The 24,315-nt window shown below is 67.1% G+C and carries 23 protein-coding genes; 10 read left to right on the plus strand and 13 right to left on the minus strand.

The genetic code is table 11. From position 1 onward, the window contains the following. Positions 1-15: 15 nt before the first annotated feature. A complete protein-coding gene (pheS, locus tag L5G33_RS11875; RefSeq protein ID WP_236998399.1) occupies positions 16-1,104 on the minus strand; it encodes a phenylalanine--tRNA ligase subunit alpha in 1,089 nt (362 codons plus the stop codon). 239 nt (positions 1,105-1,343) lie between these two features. Between pheS and L5G33_RS11880 the strand changes: the two genes are divergently transcribed. Continuing rightward, positions 1,344-3,683: an RCC1 domain-containing protein gene (locus L5G33_RS11880; protein WP_236998400.1), complete on the plus strand. Its 2,340-nt coding sequence runs from the start codon at positions 1,344-1,346 to the stop codon at positions 3,681-3,683. A gap of 66 nt (positions 3,684-3,749) precedes the next feature. On the opposite strand, the gene L5G33_RS11885 is transcribed toward L5G33_RS11880, so the two are convergent. The 4 genes from L5G33_RS11885 to infC all read right to left on the minus strand — a co-directional run bounded on the left by L5G33_RS11885 (position 3,750) and on the right by infC (position 5,893). Continuing rightward, a complete protein-coding gene (locus tag L5G33_RS11885) occupies positions 3,750-4,577 on the minus strand; it encodes a TrmH family RNA methyltransferase (RefSeq protein ID WP_236998401.1) in 828 nt (275 codons plus the stop codon). Between the two features lie 50 nt (positions 4,578-4,627). After that, positions 4,628-5,008: a 50S ribosomal protein L20 gene (gene rplT, locus L5G33_RS11890; protein WP_236998402.1), complete on the minus strand. Its 381-nt coding sequence runs from the start codon at positions 5,006-5,008 to the stop codon at positions 4,628-4,630. Positions 5,009-5,043: 35 nt separating this feature from the next. Then, on the minus strand, positions 5,044-5,238 hold the full coding sequence (rpmI, locus tag L5G33_RS11895) for a 50S ribosomal protein L35 (RefSeq protein WP_009678672.1): 195 nt from the start codon (positions 5,236-5,238) through the stop codon (positions 5,044-5,046). A gap of 88 nt (positions 5,239-5,326) precedes the next feature. Beyond that, positions 5,327-5,893 (minus strand): translation initiation factor IF-3, encoded by a 567-nt coding sequence (gene infC / locus L5G33_RS11900; protein WP_236998742.1) that lies wholly within the window; start codon positions 5,891-5,893, stop codon positions 5,327-5,329. 241 nt (positions 5,894-6,134) lie between these two features. Here infC and L5G33_RS11905 point away from each other — a divergent pair, with 241 nt between their 5' ends. Together L5G33_RS11905 and L5G33_RS11910 are read left to right on the plus strand one after the other, a co-directional pair. Then, entirely contained in the window at positions 6,135-6,536 is a 402-nt protein-coding gene (locus L5G33_RS11905) for a DUF1844 domain-containing protein (protein WP_236998403.1), read from the plus strand. 18 nt (positions 6,537-6,554) lie between these two features. Next, entirely contained in the window at positions 6,555-6,857 is a 303-nt protein-coding gene (locus tag L5G33_RS11910) for a hypothetical protein (RefSeq protein ID WP_236998404.1), read from the plus strand. A gap of 72 nt (positions 6,858-6,929) precedes the next feature. Here the strand turns inward: L5G33_RS11910 and L5G33_RS11915 are convergent, their stop codons facing one another. The 3 genes from L5G33_RS11915 to uvrA are packed head-to-tail and all read right to left on the minus strand — an operon-like array spanning position 6,930 to position 11,609. Then, positions 6,930-7,892, minus strand: a complete 963-nt coding sequence (locus L5G33_RS11915) for an esterase/lipase family protein (RefSeq protein WP_236998405.1) — start codon at positions 7,890-7,892, stop codon at positions 6,930-6,932. 37 nt (positions 7,893-7,929) lie between these two features. After that, positions 7,930-8,715, minus strand: coding sequence for a N5-glutamine methyltransferase family protein (locus L5G33_RS11920; protein WP_236998406.1), 786 nt, complete (start codon positions 8,713-8,715; stop codon positions 7,930-7,932). A 20-nt stretch (positions 8,716-8,735) separates the two neighbouring features. After that, the gene (gene uvrA / locus L5G33_RS11925) at positions 8,736-11,609 is read right to left on the minus strand and encodes an excinuclease ABC subunit UvrA (RefSeq protein ID WP_236998407.1); all 2,874 of its coding nucleotides are present in this window, start codon (positions 11,607-11,609) and stop codon (positions 8,736-8,738) included. A gap of 128 nt (positions 11,610-11,737) precedes the next feature. Here uvrA and L5G33_RS11930 point away from each other — a divergent pair, with 128 nt between their 5' ends. The 3 genes from L5G33_RS11930 to L5G33_RS11940 all read left to right on the plus strand — a co-directional run bounded on the left by L5G33_RS11930 (position 11,738) and on the right by L5G33_RS11940 (position 15,773). Beyond that, entirely contained in the window at positions 11,738-12,436 is a 699-nt protein-coding gene (locus L5G33_RS11930; protein ID WP_236998408.1) for an MBL fold metallo-hydrolase, read from the plus strand. Positions 12,437-12,564: 128 nt separating this feature from the next. Then, on the plus strand, positions 12,565-13,344 hold the full coding sequence (locus L5G33_RS11935) for a DoxX family protein (protein ID WP_236998409.1): 780 nt from the start codon (positions 12,565-12,567) through the stop codon (positions 13,342-13,344). A gap of 218 nt (positions 13,345-13,562) precedes the next feature. Then, complete coding sequence (locus L5G33_RS11940; protein ID WP_236998410.1) at positions 13,563-15,773, plus strand: HelD family protein; 2,211 nt, start codon at positions 13,563-13,565, stop codon at positions 15,771-15,773. A gap of 40 nt (positions 15,774-15,813) precedes the next feature. Here the strand turns inward: L5G33_RS11940 and L5G33_RS11945 are convergent, their stop codons facing one another. After that, positions 15,814-16,257, minus strand: a complete 444-nt coding sequence (locus tag L5G33_RS11945; protein WP_236998411.1) for a universal stress protein — start codon at positions 16,255-16,257, stop codon at positions 15,814-15,816. Positions 16,258-16,413: 156 nt separating this feature from the next. Beyond that, positions 16,414-18,567 carry an excinuclease ABC subunit UvrB gene (uvrB, locus tag L5G33_RS11950; protein WP_236998412.1) on the minus strand — a complete coding sequence of 718 codons (2,154 nt, stop codon included), beginning with the start codon at positions 18,565-18,567 and terminating at the stop codon, positions 16,414-16,416. Between the two features lie 133 nt (positions 18,568-18,700). Here uvrB and L5G33_RS11955 point away from each other — a divergent pair, with 133 nt between their 5' ends. Further along, entirely contained in the window at positions 18,701-19,117 is a 417-nt protein-coding gene (locus tag L5G33_RS11955) for a QcrA and Rieske domain-containing protein (RefSeq protein ID WP_236998413.1), read from the plus strand. Between the two features lie 4 nt (positions 19,118-19,121). Here L5G33_RS11955 and L5G33_RS11960 read toward each other — a convergent pair whose 3' ends face one another. Next, positions 19,122-19,583 (minus strand): VOC family protein, encoded by a 462-nt coding sequence (locus L5G33_RS11960; protein ID WP_236998414.1) that lies wholly within the window; start codon positions 19,581-19,583, stop codon positions 19,122-19,124. A gap of 106 nt (positions 19,584-19,689) precedes the next feature. Here L5G33_RS11960 and L5G33_RS11965 point away from each other — a divergent pair, with 106 nt between their 5' ends. Next, positions 19,690-20,232, plus strand: coding sequence for a DUF402 domain-containing protein (locus L5G33_RS11965; protein WP_236998415.1), 543 nt, complete (start codon positions 19,690-19,692; stop codon positions 20,230-20,232). A 22-nt stretch (positions 20,233-20,254) separates the two neighbouring features. Here the strand turns inward: L5G33_RS11965 and L5G33_RS11970 are convergent, their stop codons facing one another. Further along, a complete protein-coding gene (locus L5G33_RS11970) occupies positions 20,255-21,001 on the minus strand; it encodes a TetR/AcrR family transcriptional regulator C-terminal domain-containing protein (protein ID WP_236998416.1) in 747 nt (248 codons plus the stop codon). A 189-nt stretch (positions 21,002-21,190) separates the two neighbouring features. Between L5G33_RS11970 and L5G33_RS11975 the strand changes: the two genes are divergently transcribed. Both L5G33_RS11975 and L5G33_RS11980 read left to right on the plus strand, forming a co-directional pair. Continuing rightward, positions 21,191-22,801, plus strand: coding sequence for a DEAD/DEAH box helicase (locus L5G33_RS11975; protein ID WP_236998417.1), 1,611 nt, complete (start codon positions 21,191-21,193; stop codon positions 22,799-22,801). Positions 22,802-22,808: 7 nt separating this feature from the next. Beyond that, positions 22,809-23,363: an SWIM zinc finger family protein gene (locus L5G33_RS11980; protein ID WP_236998418.1), complete on the plus strand. Its 555-nt coding sequence runs from the start codon at positions 22,809-22,811 to the stop codon at positions 23,361-23,363. Here L5G33_RS11980 and coaE read toward each other — a convergent pair. After that, a complete protein-coding gene (gene coaE, locus L5G33_RS11985) occupies positions 23,345-24,292 on the minus strand; it encodes a dephospho-CoA kinase (RefSeq protein WP_236998419.1) in 948 nt (315 codons plus the stop codon). The genes L5G33_RS11980 and coaE overlap by 19 nt on opposite strands. Between the last annotated feature and the right edge of the window lie 23 nt (positions 24,293-24,315).

Genomic DNA, 24,315 nt, shown 5'->3' on the forward strand with positions numbered 1-24,315 from the left:
TCGAGACGGCGGCGTCTAGAAGGCCGGACCGAACGGAGCGGTGAAGCGGACGTCGCCCTCCACCATGTCGCGCATGTCCGGCAGGTCGTTGCGGAACTGCAGAGTCCGTTCCAGGCCCATGCCGAACGCGAACCCGGTGTAGACGTCGGGGTCGATCCCGTTGGCGCGAAGCACGTTCGGGTTGACCATGCCGCACCCGCCCCACTCGACCCAGCCTGCGCCGCCCTTCTTGCCCGGGAACCAGACGTCCACTTCGGCGGACGGCTCGGTGAACGGGAAGTACGACGCCCGCATCCGGGTAGTGGTCTCCGGACCGAACAGTGCCTTGGCGAAGGCTTCAAGAGTGCCGCGCAGGTTCGCCATCGTCAGGCCCTTGTCGACAGCGAGCCCTTCGATCTGGTGGAAGACCGGCGTGTGGGTCGCATCGAGCTCGTCGGTGCGGAAGGTGCGGCCAGGGCACGCGACGTAGATCGGGACGTCGCGGCTGAGCATCGACCGCACCTGCACCGGCGATGTGTGGGTGCGCAGGACGAGCCGGGAGTCGGCGTCCGACCCGTCTTCGGCCGCGACGTAGAACGTGTCCTGCATCGATCGCGCCGGGTGGTCGGGAAGGAAGTTCAGCGCGTCGAAGTTGTGGTGCTCGGTCTCTACTTCGGGGCCCTCGGCGATCTCCCAGCCCATCGCGACGAAGACGTCGGCGACCTGCTCGGCGATGACCGTGATCGGGTGGCGCGCGCCCTGTGGCCGCCGACCGGCAGGCAACGTCACGTCGATGGATTCGGCGATGAGGACCGCGGCATCGCGTTCGGCGGTCAGGACTGCGGTCCGCTCGTCGAGCGCCGCCGCGACGCGACCGCGCACCTGGTTGACGAGCTTGCCTGCGGATGACCGCTGGTCCTTCGGGATAGCGCCGAGGGCACGTCTCGCGAGGGCGATCGGCGAGCGGTCACCGACGTGCGCGATCTTCGCCTGCGCGAGATCGTCGAGGTCGGACGCGGCGTCGAACGCGGTGACCGCGGCGACGACGGCGGCTTCGAGCTGCTCGTCGGTCGGGAACTCGTTGCCCGAGTCGGGGACTTCTTTGGGGTTCTGCGCGTCGGCCACCTGGCTCGCATCTCCTGCACCTGCGACGGAAAAGGACACTCACAGCGTAATCGACCTGGCCCAAGGCTCAGAGGCCAGCCCGGATGGGGACTCGCCACGCCGACACGCGTCATTCGCGGAACCTAACGCGATACCGACATTTTGATGTGCGGCAGGATACATTTCTGTTGGTCGCACCGCCACCGCCGACGACGCCGCCCCGCAGTCGCCGACAACGAACTTCGCCCATGGAGGAACCCGTGTCAGCACAACCCGGAACCGTCATCGCTGGATACCGCGTGGTCTCCCTGCTCGGGTCGGGCGGCATGGGCGACGTGTACGTCGTCGAGAATCCGCAACTGCACCGCAAAGAGGCGATGAAGGTCATCTCGGTCGCCGGGGCTTCCAACTCGGACTTCCAGCAGCGGTTCGCCAACGAGGCCCGCACGGCCGCATCCCTCGACCATCCGAGCATCATCACGGTCCACAGCTACGGGGTCGCAGATCAGGAGGGATCGGACCAGGCGGCCGGACTCCCCTGGTTCACGATGAGCTACCTCGACGGCCCGGACATGGCGTCGACGCGGCTCACACCGGCAGAGACAGTCGAGGCCGTCGCTCAGGTCGCGAGCGCCCTCGACTACGCCCACGCTCGGACAGTCGTCCACCGCGACATCAAACCGGCCAACATCGTCATCACACGCGACAACGACGGCGGTCTCGCCCGCGCGGTGATCCTCGACTTCGGCATCGCGAAGCTCGCAGACTCCCCGCACCTGACCGCGATGAATTCGGTGGTCGGCACCATGGCCTACACCGCACCGGAGATCATCTCCGGGCAGCCGGCCTCCGCGAAGTCCGATCAGTACGCACTCGCGTGCACCACCTACCAGGTCCTGACCGGACATGCGCCCTTCGAGGCCGACACCGCGACCGCGTTGATGATGGCCCACGTGCAGAAGCCGCCGCCGCCGCTGGGGCAGGCTCGTCCCGACCTCGCGTCGCTCGGCCCGGTCCTCGCGCGCGCCATGTCGAAGGATCCGACCGCGCGTTTCAAGGACTGCCGCGAGTTCGCGGCCGAGCTCCGCCGCGCGTTCACACAGACCGCGGCGGGCACGGCGACCTCGATCGCACCGACACCGCAGCGTCCCCATACGCCGACGCCCACACCGATGCCGGGGCCGGTGCCCGGACCACCGCCGTCGAATCCCGGTTCCGGGCCGTCGAACCCGGGTTTCGCCCCGGTCCCAGGCATGACCCCGTACCCCGGCGCGAACAATCAGCCCGGGTACACCTCGAATCCGCAACAGCCCGGCTTCGGCCCGAGCGGCCCCGGCATCCCGCCGTCGGGGCCGTGGAACATCGGCCCGGGCGGAATGCCGCCGCAACCGCCGAAGAAGAACCGACGCCCCCTGTTCATCGCCCTCGCCGTCGTCGCCGTAGCGATAATCGCGGTCGCGGGCACATCGCCGCTGTGGTGGCCGTCGTCCAACGACGGGGCCGATCAGACGATCGCGACCGAGACCCTCGAGGTGTCGTTCGGCGTCGCCTGCTCGATCCGCGACAGCGAACTGTACTGCTGGGGCGGCAACGACGACGGTCAACTCGGGGACGGCACCACGACCGACCGGGCGACTCCCGCCAAGGTGAACGGGCTCACCGACGTGACCGCTGTCGCCGTCGGTGGATTCCTCGACACGGAAGATCGGATCAAGGCGACGACCTGTGCCATCGCGTCCGGCGAAGCCTACTGCTGGGGCGCTGCAGGATCGGGCCAGGTCGGGAACGGATCCGACTCGCAGGAGACGCAGACGACACCGTTGAAGGTGTCGAACCTGACGAATGTCACCGCGATCGCGACCAGCTACGCCGCGACCTGTGCCGTATCCGACGGCGACCTGTACTGCTGGGGCTACGGGACCACCGGTCAGATCGGCAACGGCGGCACCACCGAACGAGTTCTCTCCCCGACGAAGGTCTCCGGGATCTCCGACGTGAAGTCGGTGTCGATGGGCTCGGGCACGGTGTGCGCGATCGGCGGGGAATCCGACCTGTACTGCTGGGGCAGCAATCAGGACGGACAACTCGGTGACGGGTCAACCTCACAGCGAAATTCACCGGTCAAGGTGAATCTACTCAAGGACGTGGACGACGTCTCCGTCGGCATGAGCCGGGACAGTGACAAACGGCTCCACATCGAGACCTGCGCGATCGCGGACGGCAAGGTGTACTGCTGGGGCAATGGACTCGGGACCGATTCGACCGACCGCTCGGCACCCGCCGAAGTCACCGGTCTCACCGACCCGAAGCAGATCTCGGCCGACGTCGACACCGCGTGCGTGGTCGAGGAGGCAGGCGACGTGTACTGCTGGGGCAACAACACCAAGGGCCAGGTCGGCAACGGCACCACCACATCGGTCGACAAGCCGACGAAAGTCTCGAGCCTGCGTGACATCGACGTCGTGAAGACTGGTGGCAGCACGACCTGCGCGAGCACCGACGCGAATGAGGTCTACTGCTGGGGCACCAACTCCAGTAAGCAAGTCAGTTCGTCGGGGGACTCGACCGGCTCGACGACCCCGGTCAAGATCAACTTCTGACCCGTACGCGCGCCCGACGAGCTCCATGCTTGCGTCTGACCGGTCGGCAGCTGACCGGAACCGCCGCTACGCGGGCCGACCGCGGTTCTGCACGCGAGCGCTCGCGTAAAGGCAGATCGCGCTCGCGGCCGCCAGGTTGAGACTCTCGGCGCGACCGTGAATCGGGATCGACAACCGGTGATCGGCTTCGGCGAGGATCTGCGCGGGCAGACCGTGCGCCTCGTTGCCGAACAGCCAGGCGTGCGCCGCGCGCAGCGTCTCGTCGGCGTCCTCGAGCGACAGTTCGCCGTCCATCGTCGTCGCGATGAGGGCCGCGCCCGCGGCACGGATGCGGGCGAGTGCGCCGACGACGTCGGCGTCCCGCACCACCGGAATGTGGAAGACGCTGCCTGCCGAGGCGCGGACGCTCTTCGCGTTGTGCGGGTCGACGGCGTCCCCGAGCAGGATCACCGCATCGGCGCCCATCGCGTCGGCACACCTCGTCAACGTCCCGACGTTGCCGGGCTCCCGCGGTTCGACGGCCACGACCAGCAGCGCAGGTCGCCGATCGAGTACGGCCTCGAGGGTGGACGTCACGAGATCACAGACCGCGAACACGCCAGGCGACGTCGTCGCCTCCGACAGTTTCGATGCCGCACGGTCGTTGAGCAGATGAACCGGCAGGCCCGCGTCGACGGCTCGCTGCACGAGTGTCTCGTGCCGGTCGACGTCGGCCTCGCGGACGAGCAGCGCGCCCGCGCGCCCCGTGGCGAGTGCCGCGTCCACCGAGTTGAATCCTTCGACGAGGAACCGGCTCTCGGCGCGCCGCACCGACGCCCGGTGAAGCTTCGCCAACGAGACGACCCGCGACGAACGTTCGGTGAGAACGTTCGTCGCGGGTCGTTTCTCGATCATGTCTCGCTCCGCTCGGCAGGCGAGCTCATACCTCGAGTGCGCTCAACTGGTCAGGCGACCGGAGCGTTGACGTCGGCAGGCAGTGCCGCGCGAGCGACCTCGACGAGACCGGTGAAGGCCGCAGGGTCGGTGATCGCGATGTCGGACAGGACCTTGCGGTCGACCTCGACGCCCGCGAGCTTCAAGCCCTGGATGAGGCGGTTATACGTGATGTCGTTCGCGCGGGCCGCAGCGTTGATGCGGGTGATCCACAGCTTGCGGAAGTCGCCCTTGCGCTGACGACGGTCACGGTACGCGTACGTCATCGAGTGGAGCTGCTGCTCCTTCGCCTTGCGGTACAGGCGCGACCGCTGTCCGCGGTAGCCCTTCGATGCCTCGAGAGTTGCGCGGCGCTTCTTCTGGGCGTTGACCGCCCTTTTCACACGTGCCATTAGTCAGTAATCCTTTTACGTCGTCTCAGGGGAAATCAGCGGTTGAGCAGTCGCTTGATGCGCGGGGCGTCGTTTTCGCTCACCACGGTGGTGCCGTCGAGACGGCGGGTGACGCGCGACGACTTGTGCTCGAGGAGGTGGCGCTTGCCTGCCTTCTGACGAACGATCTTGCCGCTGCCGGTCACCTTGAAACGCTTCGCGGTGCCCTTGTGGGTCTTGCTCTTCGGCATGGGTTTTCCTTAAATCAGGCGAACTCCAGCCGCACCGGATCACCGGTGCCGCTCGAATCCACTTAGGTACGGAGTTCTTCTTATGGACCTATTCGGATGACTGCTGGGCCTTGGCCCGCGTCTTCGCGCCCTTGTGCGGGGCCAGGACCATCGTCATGTTGCGGCCGTCCTGCTTCGCCGATGTCTCGACAAAGCCGTATTCCGCGACGTCGTTGCCCAACCGCTGCAGCAGACGGAAACCGAGTTCGGGACGCGACTGCTCGCGGCCACGGAACATAATGGTCACCTTCACCTTGGAACCCGCTTCGAGGAACCGGACGACGTGACCCTTCTTGGTCTCGTAGTCGTGGTCGTCGATCTTCGGGCGGAGCTTCTGCTCCTTGATGACGGTCATCTGCTGGTTGCGGCGGGATTCGCGCTTCTTCTGCGCCGCCTCGTACTTGAACTTGCCGTAGTCCATGATCTTGCACACGGGCGGGCGCGCGTCAGGCGCGACCTCGACCAGATCCAAGTCGGCGTCGTAAGCCAGGCGGAGCGCATCTTCAACACGCACGATGCCCACCTGCTCTCCCCCGGGTCCGACCAGACGGACCTCGGGAACGCGGATGCGCTCATTGATGCGGGTTTCAGTGCTGATGGGGCCTCCTCGATAAATGGTTACTCACGTGGCCGGCCAGGAGAACTGGCAGCTCGAGGAGATCGAGACCGAATGAACACCGTCGTGCGCAGAGCTTCACCTCTGCGATCGCTCGCAGGTGACGCTCCGTCGTCTCGCGACGGTGTGACCGGAACCGGACAACAGCGGGCGTGTCGGCCTGCGTCGTACGGTGGGACTCGAGTTCCTCTTGCTACCCCGGCGTCAACCGGAGCGGTCATGCTGTGAAAGTCTAACAGGCGTGAGCGCTAACTCCTATTCGACCGGCGACCCCTCCTCCGACAACACGCATGCGCATGTCGCGCCGGGTGGGGCTGCTGATGACAACGTCCGCGAACTCGCGACGATTCCCGCCGTCGAGGTGACCACTCGCGCGGCGATCATGCTGATGAGCGCTGCCGCCGAGAAGATAGGCCCCGAGGCGGGCGGTGAAGCCCAGCACCAGGATCTTCCCGAAGCCCGCGCGCTCGTCACCGCGCTCGCCGGTCTGGTGACCGCCGCGTCACCCGACCTCGGCCTGCACCGAAAGCCGATCATGGACGGACTCAAGGCGCTGCAGTCGGCGTTCCGCGAGGCGTCCGCCTACCCGGACGAGCCCGGCGAGGGGCCCGGCGAGAAGTACACGGGTCCGGTCAAGGGCTGATCCGGCTAGCCTGGGGACATGACCACTCCAGGCGGGCCCGAATACATCGACGCCGAGATCGTCGAGGCCGTCTCCTCCCCCGACTTCACGCCGACCGTGCACGCACCGTCTGCCGCGGAGGTTACCGGGTACACCGACTCCGGCGTCCCGACGTTCGACTTCGTCCGCGACAAGATCGAGCATCGCACCGCCACCGCGGACGGCGGTCAGTTCCTCGCCGAGTCCGGCCAGGAGGCCGCCGCGATCGACGAGGCGATGGCCGCACGTGACGACGCCGCGAAGCGCAAACTCGACGAGATCCGCAAGTCGATGGGGCTGTAGCCTCAAACCCCCGGGCAGCCTCACCCCAGGCAGCCCCCCTGCCGGTCTCACCGCGTCCGGCACCGGCCGGCCTCACGCTCCGGTGACCGGCGGGACGGCGATGCACGGAACCGGCCTCGAATGCGCCGGGTCGAGGGCGTTCAACACAAGAGCCGCACTCCGCCGGTTCGCGACGATCGACATGTGGTCGGAATAGTCCTTCGCGCACCCGTCCTGCACCGTGATGTTCCGGACGTCCGTGCCCGCCGGACCATCGAGGAGCCCCACACTGTACGGCGTGACGATCGTGTCGTGGCTGGTGACGATGTTCGTGTAGCGCACCCCGGGCAGATACGGTGTCGGGAGCCGGACCGCACGATTGAAGTTGAGATCGGCTGGCGGCGCCGTACAGTCTCGGCAGTCGGGTCTGGGTTCTTCCTTGACGCCCAATAGCTTTCGGATCCGGGCGACCGCGTCGCCGAGTTCGTCGTCCTGGTCAGGCCCCTGCCTCCAGTACGGCGCGAGAGAGATGTACGCGTTCACGTGCCCGGCCCCGCCGAGGTACTTCATCCAGTAGGTGGGGTGCTCCGTCCCCTGCGAGTGCCCGACCACGTCGAGTTCGTCCGAGCCGGTCGCTGCCAGGACACGGTCGGCGAACGACTTGATCTGCCACGAACTGTCGACCTTCGGGCCGAGCCCACCGATCGCCGACGCCGGCCAGAGCGCGCTGAGCGCCCCGTACGTCGGCGCGAACACACAGTAGCCGTCGCCGACGAGAACCGCGGCAAGCGTCGCCCAGTTCGTCTGACGTCCCCCACCGGTCCCGTGTACGAGCATCACCGGGCGGGGATGCTTCGCTGTCGGTCGGCAACCGAAATCGTTGGTCCCCGGCAGCGAACCGCCGGGGTTCGCGAGTTCGGCGCGGATCCCGTCCAGGAAGCTGTAGGTGATCGGCGCAGCATGCGCGGGCGAGGCCACCAGCCCGGTCAGACCGAATCCCGTCCAACACAGTGCGGCGACCACGACGACGATCCCGGAGACCAGCGAACGACCCATGACGTCACGCTAGAGCATCGCGAACGGCAGGCGAAGCCTATCGCCAAGGCATGCCGCGAGAATCCCGCGCTACGAGAACGACCGTCTGCCCGTCGTCGCCGTCGACGATGCGCGTCCGGTAACCGATCTCGTCCGCAAGCGCCGCGGCCGCGGTGACCTGACCGCGATGCATCTCCAGCGCGACGGCTCCGCCCGGAACCAGAACCTCACGCGAGGCTCCGATGAGCCGTCGCACCGCGTCGAGCCCGTCGGATCCACCGAACAGCGCCGCAGGCGGTTCGTGGTCGACGGCTTCGGCGGGCAACAGCCCGGCGTAAGAGTCGGGCACGTACGGCGTGACGGCGGCGACGACAGCGACTCGTCCGAGTGTCGGCTCCGGCAGCGCCGCGAGCAGGTCGCCGCGGTGGGCGTCAGCGGTGGGGACGTTGCGGCGTGCGAAGTGCAGCGCACGCTCATCGGTGTCGGTGAGTATCACCGGCGTGCCCGGTGACGACCTCGCGACCCAGGCACCGATCGGTGCCACCCCACAGCACGCCTCGACAAAGATGCCGTCGATGCCGCGAATCAGTTCTGTGCCGAGCAGTTCTGTACTGACCAGTTTCGCGGCGACCGCCGCCAACAGCAGCGACCGCTGTCGAGGCACGAAGACTCCGGTGCCGACGTGCAGGTCGAGACCGCCGAATTCGACGCGTCCGACGATGTGCTCGAGCGGCTCCCCCGCCGCCCGGCGTCGAACCCACGCGTCCAGCTGCCCGTCATCGCGAACCCAGCGGCGCAGGACACGCGCCTCGTCGTCCGCGAACACGCAGCCCGCGGACTTCAACGCATCGACGACGGGGTCGATCAGCCGGCCTCTTCGACCGGTGGGAGGACGTCGGCGATGAATCTGCCCGTGTGCGACTCCGGAACAGCCGCGACCGCCTCCGGCGTGCCCTGTGCGACGACGGTGCCGCCACCGTTGCCGCCTTCAGGGCCCATGTCGATGATCCAGTCGGCCGTCTTGATGACATCGAGGTTGTGTTCGATGACGATCACCGTGTTGCCCTTGTCAACGAGTCCGTTGATCACCAGCAGGAGTTTACGGATGTCTTCGAAGTGCAGACCGGTGGTCGGCTCGTCGAGAATGTAGACGGTGCGGCCCGTCGACCTCTTCTGCAGTTCGGACGCCAGCTTCACACGCTGCGCTTCACCACCGGACAGGGTCGGGGCAGGCTGACCGAGTCGGACGTAGCCGAGCCCGACCTCGACGAGTGTCTTCAAGTAGCGGTGGATCGACGTGACCGGCTCGAAGAAGTCAGCGGCCTCGTCGATCGGCATGTCGAGCACTTCCGCGATCGTCTTGCCCTTGTAGTGCACTTCGAGCGTCTCGCGGTTGTAGCGCGCGCCGTGGCACACCTCGCACGGGACATACACGTCGGGTAGGAAGTTCATCTCGATCTTGATGGTGCCTTCGCCCATGCACGCTTCGCATCGTCCGCCCTTGACGTTGAACGAGAAGCGCCCCGGCTGATAGCCGCGGACCTTCGCCTCGGTCGTCGCCGCGAACAGCGTGCGGATCTTGTCGAAGACGCCCGTGTAGGTCGCCGGGTTCGAGCGCGGGGTACGCCCGATCGGCGACTGGTCCACCTGGACGAGCTTGTCCAGGTGTTCGAGGCCCTTGATCCGGGTGTGGTGTCCGGGAACCTGGCGGGCGCCGTTCAGCTTGTTTGCCAACACGGTCGCGAGGATGTCGTTGACGAGCGTCGACTTGCCCGACCCGGACACGCCGGTGACCGCGGTGACAACACCGAGCGGGAACGAGACGTCGATCCCGCGCAGGTTGTTCTCACGCGCTCCGACGACGGTGACCTGACGCTTCTTGTCGATCGGACGTCGGACGGCAGGAACGTCGAGCGCTTCCCGACCGGACAGGTAGGCGCCCGTCAGCGAAGCCTCGTTGGCCAGGAGGCCCGCGTAGTCGCCGCTGTGCACCACCTGTCCGCCGTGCTCGCCCGCACGCGGACCGATGTCGACGATCCAGTCGGCTGCCCGAATCGTGTCCTCATCGTGTTCGACGACGATCAGCGTGTTGCCCAGGTCACGCAACCGGACCAAGGTGTCGATAAGCCGTCGATTGTCACGCTGGTGAAGGCCGATCGACGGCTCGTCCAACACGTAGAGGACGCCCGCCAGACCAGCACCGATCTGCGTCGCGAGACGGATGCGCTGCGCTTCGCCGCCCGACAGCGACCCCGCCGCGCGCGAGAGCGACAGGTATTCGAGGCCGACGTCGAGCAGGAACCGGATGCGGGCCTGCACCTCTTTGAGGACGCGGCCCGCGATCGCGGCCTCACGCTCACCGAGCCGCAATCCGTCGAGGTATTCGGCGCATTCGGCCACCGACAACGCGGTCACGTCGGCGATCGACTTCGCGCCGTGCACCGGATTGTCGATGGTGACAGCGAGGATCTCGGGACGCAGCCGGGTGCCGCTGCACGCCGGGCATGGCACGTCGCGCATGTAGCCCTCGTACCGGTCCTTCATCTGCTCGGACTCGGTGGCATCGGCGCGGCGCGACAGGAACGACATCACACCCTCGAACTCGGTGTAGTACGACCGAACACGTCCGTAGCGGTTCTTGAACCGGACGTGCACCTGGTGGTCGGACCCGTTGAGCAGGGCCGAACGCGCGTTCTTCGGCAACGACCCCCACGGGGTGTCGACGTCGAACCCCATCTGTTCGCCGAGCCCCTCCATCAGACGGAGAAAGTACGCCGCGTTGTGGCCGGTGGACCACGGCGCGACCGCGCCGTCGCGCAGAGTGCTGTCCGGGTCGGGGACGACGAGCGACTCGTCGACCTCCTTCTGGACGCCGAGACCGTCGCACGACGGGCACGCTCCGTACGGCGAGTTGAACGAGAACGCGCGCGGCTCGAGGTCGTCGATGGCGATCGGATGGGCGTTGGGGCACGCCATCTTCTCCGAGAATCGACGTTCGCGGTCCGGGTCGTTCTCGTCGAGATCAACGAAGTCGAGGACGATGATGCCGTCCGCCAGTCGGAGCGCGGTCTCGATCGAATCGGTGAGGCGCTGTTTGGCAGACGCCTTGACGACGAGTCGGTCGACCACGACGTCGACGTCGTGCTTCTCCTGCTTCTTAAGCTTGGGCGGGTCGGCCAATTGGTGGACGACACCGTCGATGCGCGCACGCGCGAAGCCCTGGGTCTGCAGTTCGGCGAAGAGGTCGACGAACTCGCCCTTGCGCGTCCGTACGACGGGAGCGAGCACCTGGAACCGGGTGCCCTCGTTCATCTCGAGGATCTGGTCGACGATCTGCTGCGGCGTCTGCCGCTCGATGCGTTCCCCGCACACCGGGCAGTGCGCAGTCCCCGCGCGGGCGTACAGCAGGCGGAGGTAGTCGTACACCTCGGTGATGGTGCCGACCGTGGACCGCGGGTTGCGGTTGGTCGACTTCTGGTCGATCGACACCGCGGGCGAGAGCCCCTCGATGAAGTCGACGTCCGGCTTGTCCATCTGTCCGAGGAACTGCCGCGCGTACGCCGACAGCGATTCGACGTAGCGGCGTTGCCCTTCGGCGAAGATCGTGTCGAACGCCAACGACGACTTGCCCGAACCCGACAGTCCCGTGAACACGACCAGCGAGTCGCGGGGCAGGTCGACATCGACGCCACGCAGATTGTGTTCGCGCGCGCCACGGACGATGAGCCGATCAACCACTACTTTTCCCTTACATCTGACAACAGTTCCCCCAGGGCGCCAGAGTACGCGGCCCCTCCGACAATCTGCCGTTCGAAGTGACCACGACGGCGGCCGACGGTGTCGCACACAACAGTTAGCCTGGAGACATGAACCCGCAGATCACCGTCTCCGACCAGTACACCGGCAACGTCTCCCCGGGCGGCGACGACCAGCAGCACAAGGCCCAGCGACGTGACCTCGACAACGCGACCGTCGTGAAGCTGTCGGTCGGGCCGATGGACAACAACGCCTACGTGATCACCGACAAGGCCACCGGTGAAGCGTTACTGATCGACGCAGCCAACGACGCAGGCGTCCTGTTGGCGCTCGCCGAACAGATCCCCGGCACCATCGGGCAGATCGTCACCACGCACGGCCACCCAGACCACTGGCTGGCACTCGACGAGGTCCGCACCGGACTCGGCGTGCCGCACGCGGTCGGCGTGGAAGACGCCGAGGCCCTCCCCATCACACCCGACCGACTCCTCTCCCACGGTGACACGGTGACCGTCGGTGAGCTGAAACTGGACGTGATCGGCATCGTCGGCCACACCCGCGGGTCGGTGACGCTCGCCCTCACCGAAGACTCCGGCCGCGTTCACCTGTTCACCGGAGACTCCCTGTTCCCGGGCGGTGTCGGAAAGACGTGGGAGCCGGGTGACTTCGACATTCTCCTCAACCATGTCGAGACCAGACTGTTCGACCGCTACGGCGACGACACCGCCGTCTATCCCGGTCACGGCGTCGACACATCGCTCGGCGCCGAACGCGCGAATCTGCCCGAGTGGCGTGCCCGCGGTTGGTGATTCGTCTCGACAGACGACGTGGGATCGGTACCGTCGAAGAAGACGGCGCGTTCGGATCGATGGTCTTGCGACCTCTGATCGCTTCGAGCACGGTGTCTTTCAACTCGACGAGAAGAAAGGCAGATCTCATGTTCCTTCGACGAATCGCCCGCCCACTGCTCGGCGCAGCCTTCATCGCGTCGGGCGTCGATGCGGTGCGCACGCCGTCCGGGCCTGCTCGTACCGCGGAGCCCCTCCTCGAATCGGTTCCCGCAGATACGGAGAACGTGATCCGCGCGACCGGTGTCGTCCAGATCGGCGCAGGCATCGCTCTCGCCGCCGGTAAGGCGCCGCGCGTCGCCTCGACCGTGCTTGCCGGCACGCTCGTCCCGACCACTGTGTTCGCCAGCGACTTCTGGAACGAGACCGATCCGGACCGCAGACGGGCCAAGCAATCGGACTTCATCAAGAACATCGGCCTCCTCGGCGGCGTGTTGATCGCATCGGCGGACACCGAAGGCAAGCCGTCTCTCGGCTGGCGTGGGCGACGTGGGCTCGACCAGGCGCAAGAGCGAGTCGTCGGTGCGCTACCCGCCCGGTCTGAGGCCGCACACGCCTGGGACGGAGCCGCCGAGCGTGCCGAGCACTGGGCGCACGACGTCGCAGACCGGCTGCCACTGGACGCGGTGGCCGCCCGTGCCTCGCACGCGGCCGATGTCGCGAAGTCGCAGGCGCACGACGTCGCGGAGACGGTGGCGCACCGGGCTCCGGAAGTCCTCGACGCTGTCCGCGGCCGCGCCGAGCACATCGCGGGCGAAGTGAGTGACCGGGCCCCGGATGTCGCGGCGCACGCACGGGACGTCGCCGAGCAGACCGGCGAGAAGGCTGCTCGACGCGCAGCCACGTGGCGCAAGTCGATCGCAGGCTGACCTGTTCGGCGCGCCCCCAGTCGGATCCGAGGCCGCTGGGGGCGACGCCACTCGTCGGCGAACGTCGGTAATATGGAACGACTGTGAGCGCGCCCAAGCCCGATACCCCCAATCCCGACCCAGTTCCGCACATCCCAGTTCCGAACCAAACTGTTCCGGATCCCCGTCTGGCTGACGAACAGGTGCATCTCGATGCCGTGTATGCGCGCCTCGACCGCATGCGCGCGACCACACGCCGTCGGCTGAGCGAGACGCTCCGCGAATCAGCGGGAACCCCGCAGGCGCTGTCCGAGCGCGAATCGTACGAGCGCATGTACAGCGACGATCTGACCAAGATCGACGCAGCCGAACACAACCTGTACTTCGGTCGGCTCGACATGGCCTCCGACTCGGTCGACGACGAAGTCCGGCGCATCGGCCGTATCGGCATCCTCGACGATGACGAACGCGACACCACTCTCCTCCTCGACTGGCGTGCTCCGTTGGCGCGACCGTTCTACCTCGCGACCCCCGCAGCCCCCGAGGACGTCGAACGCCGACGCCACATCCGGACCCGCTCGCGCACGGTCCGGAGCGTCTCCGACGAGAACCTGCTGTCGGGAAGCATCGACGACGCCGCGGCGGGCGCCAACGTGGTGAACGAGTCCGCGCTCGTCGACGCGTTGAACGCCGCGCGCACCGGCGAGATGACCGACATCGTCGAGACAATCCAGCGCGAGCAGGACGAGATCATCCGGTCGACACACCGCGGGGTGGTCGTCGTCCAGGGCGGGCCGGGTACCGGCAAGACCGCCGTCGCCCTCCACCGCGCGGCGTATCTCCTGTACACGCACCGCGATCTGCTCTCGCGCAGCGGCGTGCTCATTCTCGGCCCCAACGAAGACTTCCTGCGGTACATCGGTCAGGTGCTGCCATCCCTCGGCGAGACCGGTGTGCTGTTGTCGACGGTCGGCGACCTGTTCCCGGACGTCACCGCTCGCGGACACGATTCACGTGAAGCGACCGCGCTCAAAGGCGACCAGCGGATGCTCAACGTCCTGCGCGCGGCCGTCAGGGCCCGCCAGTCGCTGCCGGGAAGAGACGTCGTCGTCCGATTCGACGGCTACGACCTGCCGATCGACGCCGAGGTCGTCAAGACGGCGCGGGCGGACGCCCGTTCGACGCGCCGGGCGCACAATCTCGCGCAGCGCGCGTTTCTACGCGCGGCGCTCGACGAGCTCGCCGACGTCCACGCCCGCCGCATCGGCGCGAGTGAACTCGACGGCTCGCAACTGCTGACTGCCGCCGACCTCGAAGACATCCGAGCCGAACTCGAAGCGGACCCGCACGTCGTCGCCGCCGTGACCGAGTACTGGCCGACGCTCACTCCGCAGGGTGTGCTGCGCGACCTGTACGACGATCCGGGCTTCCTGCGAAAGGCGACCCGCGGGTGGACCGATGCTGAACGCGACGCCCTGCACCGTCCTGCCCGGCCGCTCGCGAACGATGCCGACCTGTCGCCCGGCGATGTCCCTCTCCTCGACGAGCTCGCCGAACTCATCGGCTACCGAACCGACGAGGCGGACCGGATCAATCGCGCCCGCTGGCGTCAGAAGCTGTCCGAGGCGCAGGACGCTCTCGACATCCTCACCGGTTCCGCGCCACAGGACCTCGAGGACGACCTCGACCCTGAGATCCTGATGGCGTACGACCTGATCGACGCCGAGCAACTCGCGGAACGCCAGGTACACGTCGAACGTCGGACCACCGCCGAGCGTGCCTACGAGGATCGCACATGGACATTCGGCCACGTGATCGTCGACGAGGCGCAGGAACTGTCGTCGATGGCGTGGCGAATGGTGATGCGGCGCATTCCTAACCGGTGGATGACCGTCATCGGCGACACCGCACAGACCGGCGACGCCGCGGGAGCCACCTCGTGGCGCGAGGTGTTCGAACCATACGTCGCCAATCGGTGGCGGCTGCACGAGCTCACCGTCAACTATCGGACTCCGTCGGAGATCACGCGGTACGCCAACCGGGTACTGGCGTGGATCGACCCCGACTTGGAGGCGCCGACGTCGTTGCGGTCCAATGGAATCGATCCGTACGCCGTATCCGGCGACGACATCGCGGCGACTGTCGCTGAGCTCGTCTCCGCCAACGAGTGGGCCGGGCTGACGACAGTGATCGCGTCGGACGGGACCGCCGATGAGATCCGCGCAGGGCTCACCGACCTCGGGTCGGACGTCTCAGTCCACGCGATCACCGCGGCGAAGGGTCTCGAGTTCGATTCGGTGATCCTCGCCGAACCGGCCGATCTCGTCGCCGAATCGCCCCGTGGGTACAACGACCTGTACGTGGCGCTGACTCGCGCGACCCAGCGGCTCGTCGTCGTACACGCGAGGGCGCTGCCGCCGGACCTCGCCGACATGCCTCGTCTCCGCTAAATCAGCGGAGACGAGGCACACGGAGACGCAGTGAAGTGAACTACGTGGTGTGCACGATCAGGACGTCGCAGGCCGCCTTGCGGGCGACGTCCGCGGGGACCGAGCCAAGGAGTCGGCCTGCGATCGAGTTCAGGCCACGGTTGCCGACGACCAGCAGGTCGGCTTGCACGTCGACGATCAGCTGGAGCAGCGCGTCGACGGGCGCGCCCTGGACGGCTCGCTGCACGACGGTCGTCGCACCGGCTCCGAGCGCGCGCTCCTTCGCGGTCCGCAGGATCTCTTCGGTCGGCGATGACCCCATCACCTGGTATGCCTCGTCGCGCAGGGCGTCGGACGCTCCGGTCGCCGACTTCCCGTCGTTCGGGAAGTACGCGCACGCGATGACGACAGTCGCGTCGCCTGCGACCGCACCCGCGCGTTCGACGGCCTTCAGCGACGATTCCGATCCATCGGTGCCGACCACGATCGTCGAGTATCCGCTCATGTGTGAATTCCCTCCAGTGATGTCACAGGGGTTTGGCCGGGAAAGTCCAGGCGAACCCTTTTCCGACACCGAACATACCCTGTTGTAACCCGGAAACTCTCCTAGTTGGTAGCCACTGTCGTCGAGGAATCACCGGCGACGACGATGAAAGCGGCGTCACTTGATGCCTGCGGCATCCATTCCGCGCAGTTCCTTCTTCAGATCCGCAATCTCGTCGCGGAGTCGTCCGGCGAGTTCGAACTGCAGATCTCGCGCCGCATTCATCATCTGGTCGGTCAGTTCGTGAACCAGATCTGCGAGTTCGGCGCGCGGCATCGACGACGTGTCCCGCTGCTCGTACACTCCGGCACTGACCGCCTTGGACACTTCGCCTTGCGCTCGGCGTCCGCGACTGGAGTTGCGTCCGGACCCGCCGATCTCGACGGTGTCGTCGGCCTCGGCGTACACCTTGTCGAGAATGTCGGCGATCTTCTTCCGCAACGGCTGCGGGTCGACGCCCTTCTCCGTGTTGTACGCGATCTGCTTGGCGCGACGACGCTCGGTCTCGTCGATCGCGTTCTGCATTGAATCGGTGATCTTGTCCGCATACATGTGGACTTGTCCCGACACATTTCGGGCCGCGCGGCCGACCGTTTGAATCAGCGAGGTGGTGCTTCGCAGGAAGCCTTCCTTGTCGGCGTCGAGAATCGCGACGAGTGACACCTCGGGAAGGTCGAGGCCTTCGCGGAGTAGGTTGATGCCGACGAGGACGTCGTACTCGCCGGTGCGGAGTTGACGGAGGAGTTCCACACGACGCAATGTGTCGACCTCCGAATGCAGATACCGCACTCTGATCCCGAGTTCGAGGAGATAGTCGGTGAGATCTTCGGACATCTTCTTCGTGAGAGTGGTCACCAGGACGCGCTCGTCACGATCGGTGCGCTGACGGATCTCGTGCACGAGGTCGTCGATCTGTCCCTTCGTGGGTTTGACCACGATCTCCGGATCGAGAAGGCCGGTCGGTCGGATCACCTGCTCGACGAACTCGCCGCCGGACTGGCCGAGCTCATACGCACCGGGGGTCGCGGATAGGTACACGGTCTGCCCGATCCGGTCGACGAACTCATCCCAGGTGAGGGGCCGGTTGTCGACGGCCGACGGTAGCCGGAAGCCGAACTCGACGAGGTTCCGTTTACGAGACATGTCGCCTTCGTACATCGCGCCGATCTGCGGGACCGTCACGTGAGACTCGTCGATCACCAGGAGGAAGTCGTCGGGAAAGTAGTCGATCAGGGTGGCGGGCGCGGTCCCCGGGCCACGTCCGTCGATGTGGCGCGAATAGTTCTCGATCCCCGAACAGAACCCGACCTGCCGCATCATCTCCAGGTCGTAGGTGGTGCGCATCCGCAGACGCTGCGCCTCCAGGAGCTTGCCTTTCGCCTCCAAGTCGGCGAGCCGCTCCTCGAGTTCGGCTTCGATGCTCGCCATCGCCTTCTCCATGCGCTCTGGTCCGGCCACGTAGTGCGTGGCCGGGAAGATCCGCAACGAATCGACCCGGCGGACGACGTCTCCGGTGAGCGGATGCAGATAGTAGAGCGCTTCGATCTCATCACCGAAGAACTCAATCCGGACCGCCAACTCCTCGTACGACGGGATGATCTCGACGGTGTCACCGCGCACGCGGAATCCGCCGCGCGTGAAGGACATGTCGTTGCGCGTGTACTGCACGTCGACGAGGAGCCGGAGCAACGCGTCACGGTCGACCGTCTCGCCGACGCCGAGCTCGATCGATCGATCGAGGTACGACTGCGGCGTGCCGAGACCGTAGATGCACGACACGGATGCCACGACCACGACGTCGCGCCGCGACAGCAGGTTCGACGTCGCCGAGTGCCGAAGTCGCTCGACGTCGTCGTTGATCGAGCTGTCCTTCTCGATGTAGGTGTCGGTCTGCGCGATGTACGCCTCGGGTTGGTAGTAGTCGTAGTACGACACGAAGTACTCGACGGCGTTGTTCGGCAGCATCTCGCGCAGCTCGTTCGCCAACTGCGCGGCGAGCGTTTTGTTCGGCGCCATCACGAGTGTCGGTCGCTGCACCTGTTCGATGAGCCACGCCGTGGTCGCCGATTTGCCGGTACCAGTCGCACCGAGGAGGACGACGTCCTTCTCCCCCGCCGCCAGCCGCTGCTGGAGGTCGGCGATCGCCGTGGGCTGGTCACCTGCGGGCTCGTACTCACTGACGACCTCGAACTCGCCGTCGGTTCGTTCGATGTCACCGACCGGCCTGAACTCCGAGTGCGCGATGACCGGTTTCTCCGCAGGGAATGCCATGCCACAAGGGTAGACACCACCACCGACATTCTGCCGATCCTCGGCGCGGACAGCGTCGGGCTGATGAAATCGAAACCGCACCGTTTGACTCCGCCCCTCCACAGCCCCGAGACGAGATGACCCAGGAGACGAGATGACTCAGAACCGAACTGATCTTTCCCGCCGCACCGTTCTCATCGCGGCGCCCATCACCGCCGTCGCGCTGGGCGCGGCCGCCTGCGGCAGCGACGACTCAAGCGGGTCGGACGGCGGGTCCACCGGGCAGACCTCCACCGGTCAAATGCTGACCGAGACGTCGAAGGTACCGGTCGGTGGCGGCATCGTGGTCGGCGACGTCGTCGTCACACAGGCGAAGGAGGGCGAGTTCGCGGCGTTCTCGACGAAATGCCCCCACCAGGGGTGTGCCGTCGCACCGAAGGGCGACAAGCTCGACTGCCCTTGCCACGGAAGCGAATTCAATCTCGATGGATCGCTGGTGCGCGGCCCTGCGACGGAACCGCTGACGCCGGTCGCCGTGCAGGTGCGCGGGGTCGACGTCGTCCGAGGCTGACCGCTCAGACTCCGGTCACCTCACCGGTGTCGGCCACTCCGAACGCCGGATTGTAGACGAAGTCCCAGCGGAACCCGTCCGGGTCGGCGACGCATGCGCTCACGCCGCCCCACGGCTGCGCGGTCGGCTCGGTGATCGACACGGCTCCCGCATCGACCGCACGACGATGCCACTCCGCGACGTCGTCAGCGGCGGACACGTTGTGGCCGAGGGACACCGGCGGCGCGAGTCGGCCGTGCCCGACCTCACCGTACTCAGACGGCATCTGCTCGACGTCCCACAATGCGATCATCAGGCCGTGCCCCGCCTGCACGAACGCGATCTCGTCGGCGACACGGTCGAGCAGTACGAAACCGAGTCCGGTCGTGTAGAACGCCGCAGACGCAGCCACGTCCCGAACACCGAGAGTGATCGCGGTGACGCGCGGTCCGGCCGGCGGAGGTGACGGGGGCGGGGAGTTCGTCATGGCCCCACGATAGAGGCCGGTTCCGACGCTCGTCGCCGAGTCTGCGCCGACGCACCGTGATCGCAGACGCACCGCACTCGTCGGCGGCTGCCGCTATGGTCGGCTCATGAGTTCATCCGGCGCCGTTGACGCGCACATCCATCCGCCGAAGGTGGAGGTGTTCGACGTTCCGGCGATGACAAACACCGACAACAAGGGGTTCCGGCGACCGGTGCTGGAGTACCGCGAGACGTCGTACGGGTTGTATATGTCGCGCACCGCCGATCATCCGCGGTTCACCCACCTCGAGGTCTGGCTCCTGCCCGCGCTCGGGCTGCGCGCCAACATCTTCCACTTCGTGGACGGGTACCGCCCGAACCAACGCCTGTACCTGGACGTCGGTGAGTTCAGCGGCCCCGACGCCGACGGGCGTTGGCACGCGGTCGACTGGTATCTCGACCTGATCGATGAGGCCGAACGCCCCCTTCGACTGGTCGACGTAGACGAGATCTTCCAGGCGCACGCGGCAGGGCTGTTGACCACGGCCGAGTGTGCGAAGGCCGTGGAGATCTCGGCGATCACGATGACCGGTTCGGCCGTCGCAGGCGGGGTTCAGGCCTGGCTCGACATGCAGATCGGCGAGCCGCTGACGTGGATCGACACCGCGTGACCTCCGAAACTCGCATGGACCGTCAACGGCCCATGCGGCTCTCGATCCCGTCGAGCAGCGCGGCGAGGCCAAGTTCGAATCCGTCCACCCCGCTTCCAGGTGCCCCGTACCGCTCACCGACGGCGGTCCCGACTCGGGTGGCGAGCGGGTAGCGGCCGTCCGGCATCACCGCGGCCAGCTCCGGGCCGACCACGCCCCACCACTGCGGGTCGGTCATCGCACCCTTGGACGCCGCCCGTGCGCCGACTGCGTCGCGTGCGCTTCCGGCGGCAAACGATTCTACGAGCGTGATGAGCGCGTCGCGTTCGACGTCGTCGACCGGCAGTTCGTCGATCGCCGCGAGTTGCGCCTCATATCGCTGCAGCCTGCCGGGGCCGAGCGCATCCCGCCACGGCGAGACCTCCAGCAGCCAGGGGTGCTCGAGATAGCCGGCCCGCAAATCGCGAGCCGTGGCCGTCAGTGACTCGCGGACAGTGGCACCCGGCGCAGGCACGCCGCGTTCGAGCGCGACGGCGTCGACCATGAGCGCGATCAGGACATCGCGTGTCGGCACGTATGTGTACACGCTCATCGCGCCGATGCCGAGACGCCTCGCGAGCGTCCGGACAGTCATCGCGGCGAGCCCGTCGGCGTCGGCGAGCGCGATCGCCTCGGCCACGACCTCATCGACGGTGAACCGTTGCCTCGGCCCCTTTCGCGGGCTCGCAGGCTCCGATTCAGCACGCCACAGCAGCCTGACGAGCGCTTTCGCTTCCTCTTCGGGACTCATGGCACCTCTTCCCCGTACGGTGTACACTGCGGCGGTACTCCGTACACCGTACTCCACAGTGTTCGACGAAGAGGATGAGCCCTGAGTCTCGAAGTCACCTATCTCCCCGATCTCCACCAGTTCGCCGTCTGGTCGTCGCACCATACCGACGACCCGGCCCGTACTACATCGTTGCCGTTAGTCGTCCCGGTGGACGGGGCTCTCGGCGTCGTCCCGGTCCGCTGTGACCTCATCGACGTGGCGGATCTGCCGACGCGGCCTCGGCCCTCTGACTCCCTCAGCGCGTGGCGGACTCTGCGCGACGACCCGACGGCGTCGCCTCGGCTGCCGGTGGCCGCGCATGCCGAAGCCGACCCAACGACCACCGCCGTGACCTCCGCCGACTACGCGGCGACTGCGCTGCGCGAGTCGCTGAACGTCGCCGAGTCGCTCGCCGGCATCGACGCGATGCTGCGGCCGTATCAGGTCGCGGGTGTGGCGTGGCTGCTGCGGACCGTCGCAGCCCACGGTGGCGCCCTTCTCGCCGATGAGATGGGCCTGGGCAAGACGCTGCAGACGATCGCCGTCCTGGACCGACTCGACGACGGACGTCATCTGGTGGTCTGTCCGACGAGTCTCATCACCAACTGGCGCCGCGAGATCGACCGCTTCGCACCGTCACTCGTCGACCGCGTCACCATCGTCTCGTACGCCCGACTGCGACTGTCGGCGACGGAGCTCGCCGAAACTCGTTGGAGTGCAGTTGTGTTCGACGAGGCTCATGCGCTGAAAAATCCTCGAACCCAGGTGTCGCGCGCCGCACGCGGCCTCGATGCCGCGGCGAGGATCGCCTTGACCGGCACGCCGATCGAGAACTCGCTCGACGACCTGTGGGCCATCCTGCGAGTCGTGACGCCGGCGATGTTCCCGGTGAAGGCGGTCTTCCGCCGTCGATTCACAAAGGCCGTCGCATCCGGCGACGACGGCGCCCTGCACCGACTACGAGCAGCCGTCGCCCCGGTGATGTTGGCTCGCACCAAGGACCGGGCGGCCGCGGCTCTCCCCCCGAAGATCGACAATCCGGTCGTGTGCGATCTGACCGCCGAGCAGGCTCGGCTGTACGACGCGTGTCTGGCGCGCGCAGCCGACGACGGGTTCGGGTCCGGCCTGGCGCGGCACGGGAGGCTCCTCGCCGTGCTCACCACGTTGAAGCAGATCTGCAATTATCCCGACCTCGCCGATTTCGATGCCCCGAGCGGGACCGCGTACGCCTGGGAGCCGGGTCGCTCCGGCAAGCTCGACGTCACGATGGAGATCGTGGAGGCGAACGCCGCGGCCGACCGGCCCACACTCCTTTTCACGCAGTACCGCAGGACCGGCGAGTTGCTCGCGTGCGCCGCGTCGGACGTCGTCGGCGGCGACGTCGAGTTCTTCCACGGTGGTGTGTCGCCGGACGAGCGGGCTCGGATCGCCGACCGCTTCCAGTCCGGCGACGGGCCGGCCGCTCTGGTGGTCAGCCTCAAAGCGGGCGGTTCGGGTCTGACCCTGACCCGCGCCTCCGACGTCGTCCACTTCGACCGGTGGTGGAATCCAGCGGTCGAAGCGCAGGCAACCGATCGAGTGCACCGCATCGGTCAGGACCGTCCGGTCACGGTCACCACGTTGACGACCGCGACGACGTTGGAGGAGCACATCGATCAGATGCATCGCCGCAAGGCGTTGCTCGGGGTGCACGCAGACGACTCGTCGATCGTCACCGAACTCGCCACCCTTGACGACGACAGGCTGTTGGACGTGCTGAGACGGAACCGAGAGGACTGAACCGACGATGGCAACGGATTTCGGATTCACGACCTGGGGCGCGGACATCGTCCGGATCGCCGAGCCCATCACGGCGTCTGTCCCAAACGCTTCGGCGCCGAGCGCTCGCCGGATCGCGCGGAACAACGGGGTCACGTTGGAGATCGACGGCAGGCAGGTCACCGCACGCGTCCACCGAGGCGGCGAAGCATCGGTTGCACGCCTGGAGATCGCGGCGATGGAGTCCGCCGTGGTGGTGGCGCTCCGCGAGGAGATGGGGTCGCGGACCGAGCCCGACGACACGGTCCACGCGGCTCTGCGCGCGCGGGGACTGCGCCCGGCCGCCGCCCTCGAAGCCGCCGACTGCTCGTGTCGGGCGCGGAAGACGATGTGCGTTCACGTCCTCGCCGCCCTCTACGCGCTCGCCGCCCTCGTCGACCATGCACCGTCGACCGTGCTCGGCATGCAGTCCGGCCAGGGCTCCGCGGACGACGCCGACACGGACGCCGTCGACGGTCCGCCTCCCCGGTGGACGCCGATCGCCGCCCTCTCGGTCCGCGACTACTACGTCGCGGAACGCTGAACCACGCGGATTCGGACGCCGCGGCCGGGGTCGGCGCTGCCGTGCAGGCGCTGCGCAGGGTCGGTGGACTGGACAGCCGGAAAACCGCCTGCCGCGAGCGGGGCGGCGAGGGCGTTGGCTGCGGCGAGGTCGGCGACGGTGACGGTCATGTCCAGCACCGGGCGGGCCGGATTGTCGTCGGACAGAGTCGTCGCGGTGTGTTCGACAGCGTGCGCTCCGGCACCGACGAGCGCCCACAGGCGATTGACGACGCGCGCGCTGAGCGCGGCCCATTCCGGGTCGTCGGCGGTGTCGTCGATCGTCGGCGCCACGGCGCGTCCCGCGGACACATTGTCGCGGAACGGCGCCAGTCGCTCGTCCCACACGGCGACTGCGGCGGCAGCGAGCACCTCGGGGGCCCCGGAGTTGTCGAGCCAGACGTCGGCAACGGCGCGTCGCTGGTCGTCGGTGGCTTGTGCCGCAATGCGCTGGCGGGCATCGCTGATTTCCATCCCACGCAGATCGACGAGTCGGTCCAGCCGGACATCGGCGTCGGTGTGGACCACGACGACCAGGTGGTAGAACGGCGCCATATGCCCTTCCACCAGCAGGGGGACGTCGTGGAGGATGATCGCGTCGTCGGGGGCCGCGTCGGTGAGCTCTTGGGTGCGTGCGCCGATCAACGGGTGGGTGATCGAGTTGAGGAGCTGCCGGTTCTCGTCGCTGACGAAGGCCTTCGCGGCGAGCGCCGGACGATCCAGGCTGCCGTCGGCGGACAGGATCTCCTCGCCGAACGCCTCGGCCAGCTGCGCGAGGCCGGGGGTGCCGCGGTCGACGACTTCGCGAGCAATCTTGTCCGCGTCGACGTGGTAGGCACCCTGGGAGATGAGCGTCTGAGCGACTGTCGATTTTCCAGCGCCGATACCGCCGGTCAGGCCGATTCTGATCACGAGTTCTACTGTGACAGATCAGC

It is taken from the genome of Gordonia liuliyuniae (genome assembly GCF_021738805.1).
In the GTDB taxonomy this organism is placed as follows: Bacteria; Actinomycetota; Actinomycetes; order Mycobacteriales; family Mycobacteriaceae; genus Gordonia; species Gordonia liuliyuniae.